The sequence below is a fragment of the Xenorhabdus sp. PB61.4 genome (genome assembly GCF_963894935.1).
Classification (GTDB): domain Bacteria; phylum Pseudomonadota; class Gammaproteobacteria; order Enterobacterales; family Enterobacteriaceae; genus Xenorhabdus; species Xenorhabdus stockiae.
Window position 1 is genome coordinate 1 of the sequence record NZ_CAWQJR010000093.1, and the last position, 2,945, is coordinate 2,945.

Annotated in this window: 1 protein-coding gene; it reads right to left on the reverse strand. The window is 41.0% G+C overall.

The window, feature by feature from the left end; genetic code table 11:
- Positions 1 to 92: 92 nt before the first annotated feature.
- Positions 93 to 2,537, reverse strand: coding sequence for a S8 family serine peptidase (locus tag AACX68_RS05940; protein ID WP_228860813.1), 2,445 nt, complete (start codon positions 2,535 to 2,537; stop codon positions 93 to 95).
- Positions 2,538 to 2,945: the final 408 nt, after the last annotated feature.

Below are 2,945 nucleotides of genomic sequence, written 5' to 3' on the forward strand. Positions count from 1 at the left end.
TCGAACCGAAATGGGCTGAAGTCAAAGCGATAAGAAGACGAGAAAGGTGTTCAATTGATGAACTGTTTATGACGCATGTAAAATATGTCTAATTATTTTGATTTAGCTATATTATCACCACCACGCAGGGAAGAGCGGGTGAAACCGGTAGCCATACCGAGACGCAGGTCATTGGCTACTTCCCGGTCTGCCCCCAGAAATACGCCGTAGTTAGACATGCGATAACCGTTGGCTTCACTGCTATTATTAGCACGTTGCCAGTTACTGCTGATCTGTGCCCAGACCCCGTTTTGATCAGCCTTGATCTCCTGATTTGCCAATCCACCATTTGCCTGACGTAAACGGGTATTCAGGGTATCGCGCAGATAACGGCTGCCGTTGATTTGTGCAGATGCGATATCGGCGTGGATCTGGCCGGAAGACAATTGCTGGAAGGCTTTGCTTGCCTGTGCCGCCGTATCCGACATCAGGATACTTTCATAAACCGGATGCCCCTGATGTAATTTATCCGCCGCATTGGCGATGGTACGCTCATTGGCGGTTTTCGCCACACTGGCGAATGGGGTGGCGTTACGGTTGATATTCAGCATGACACGATCAGGAAGGTAGCTCAGCTCAGTGCCAATGAATAGATAATGAGGTGAAACCGCAGTAAACTGACCTTTGATACCCTTGTTGGCTTGTAGGATATTGTACCGTTGACCCAGCAAGCTGCGAATTTTTGATTTTAAAAACAGATTATCGTTATTTGTGAATGAAACTTGTACAGCGCCACCTTGTAAAGTCGCTGAACCCTCACTGTAAATACGATCGCTTAATCCTCCGATATCGGGAGAAACCTGAACCCAATAATTTGAACCTTTTTCGAATTCAACATCGCGACTAACTTTCAATGTTGCGACTGAATCAAAATTACCCGGAATAACATTGGCACCCGTTTTAGCGATGAGTGAACCAATCGTACCATTTCCGCTTAATGTCGCATCCTTATGTATAATCACTTCAGAAGTAATGCCGCCACTGACTTTTAACTGACCTTGCTCAACGATTGTCGGGCCTTGATAGGTGCTATTTTTACCGGTCAGTTCCAACATACCTTTGCCGGTTTTGGTTAACCCGCCGTGACCGGAAATATCATTACTCCAGTAGTCATAGTCACATTCGATGCTGTCACATGTGCGCTCTACCGTCGTGCCTTTTTCTACTACGCCGCCAATACCGACGATGTTTGCGATAAACTGTGTATCGGTATAGGAATCGCGAATATAAAATTCAGCAGGAATATCGTCCTTCGTGATAAACATTTTCGGGCCATTAATGGCATCTTTCAGGTTCAATAATCCCCAGCCATAGCGTGCGTCGATCCCTTTTTCACCCAAATCTGTCGCTGTGGTTTTGAGAACATCAGAAATTTGGGCTGCTGTCATATAAGGGAAGCGTTGCATCAGAACGGCTGCTGCACCAGCGACATGTGGTGCGGCCATTGATGTGCCATTCTTGAAACCATAGGAAGGATCAGTTGCAACTTTAAGTTCGCCTTTATTTAGAGCATTTTTGTTTATTTTATCAACGAACTTACCTGTGCTACTGTAAATGTATGTGCCTGGTGCAGATAGACAATAACTGGCAGTATATCCACAAATGGTTGATGACAGAGCCAGTTCCTTTTCCTGAGTTAGGTTGGTAACATTAAGATAATTTTTTAATACGTCAGGGAAGAAGTACGGCATACCCGCATCTAACCAAGTGACGTTATAGTTGTTGGTATTTCCTGCCGCAAAAACAACTAATTTTCCATGACGCGCAGCACGTAATAAACCTGCTGTAGCGGAGTTATTATCGAATGCTTCTGGGATTGGTGAATGACTTAAACGATCCAGTTCTTCTTTAAGCTTATATTTATCAACATGATTAATGACATCATTTATTCTAACTTCATCATATTTTACTGTTCCATTCGGCCAGAGTATGGGGTTACCCCATTTATCCTTTTCATGCTCTGGAGGAACTGTCCAGCTATTATTGATAATCCGTGCCTTACTCTGGATCATCGCTTCTGTACGGTTATATTTGTTCTCTGAAAATTTACTATCCAAAAATTTTGCAGTAATTAAGCCAGCATCAAATGCGACACCATGCATATGTTTGCCGTCTCGGTTTGCCGCAATAATACCTGAGACATGATTCCCATGATCGCCGAAAGTGATATTGCCAGATTTGTCTACATCATAGTTCACTGGATCTTCGGGACTTAATACTTTAAGTTTATTTGCAAATTCAGCATGATGAGTCACAGTTTCATCCAGAACGCCCACATTAACCCCTTTACCCGTATAACCACGGGCATAGGCATAATGTGCGCCAATAGCAGTTAATCCCCACTGGCGTTTAAACTCATAGGATAACCAACTATCCGGTGAATTTAGCTGGCCCTGTTCCTGATATCTGTTATCAGCCATTGATGCGGTAGTAGGTAAAAGTCCACATAATAATGATATCCACAAAACAATAGGTTTTACGGAATTGTTTTTTTTCATAGCAATAAGCCTGTTTCTCATATAGTGAATTGCTGGTTGATAAATAATCACTCAAAAATATTTATAATAAAATCTGATTTAAAACTATATGTTTCTGGCGACATCAGTTTGTCATAGAAATGAGCTATCATTTCGGGAGTAGTTCTGATAATGGTGACTAATACTTTGTGAGTAATATTAATTTCCTGCCAGTAGCCTATTATAAAATAATAAGTAAAAGCTAAAAGCAAGGAATAATTTAACTTAAAGATTATGATCTTAATGGTTTTTTCATTTTGACTGAATGGAATTAGTTTAACCTAATCAATATGTTGCATTGCTATTTGAACTTTTCTTCTTAAAATAAAAAATACTTCAAACTGATTTAATTTCTATTTTTTTGTTTATGTGGTTAATATTTTCATGAGT

Bases quoted from the DNA above. Each gene is read 5' to 3' on its own strand.
- AACX68_RS05940 (WP_228860813.1), bottom strand. From the start codon at position 2,537: ATGAAAAAAAACAATTCCGTAAAACCTATTGTTTTGTGGATATCATTA.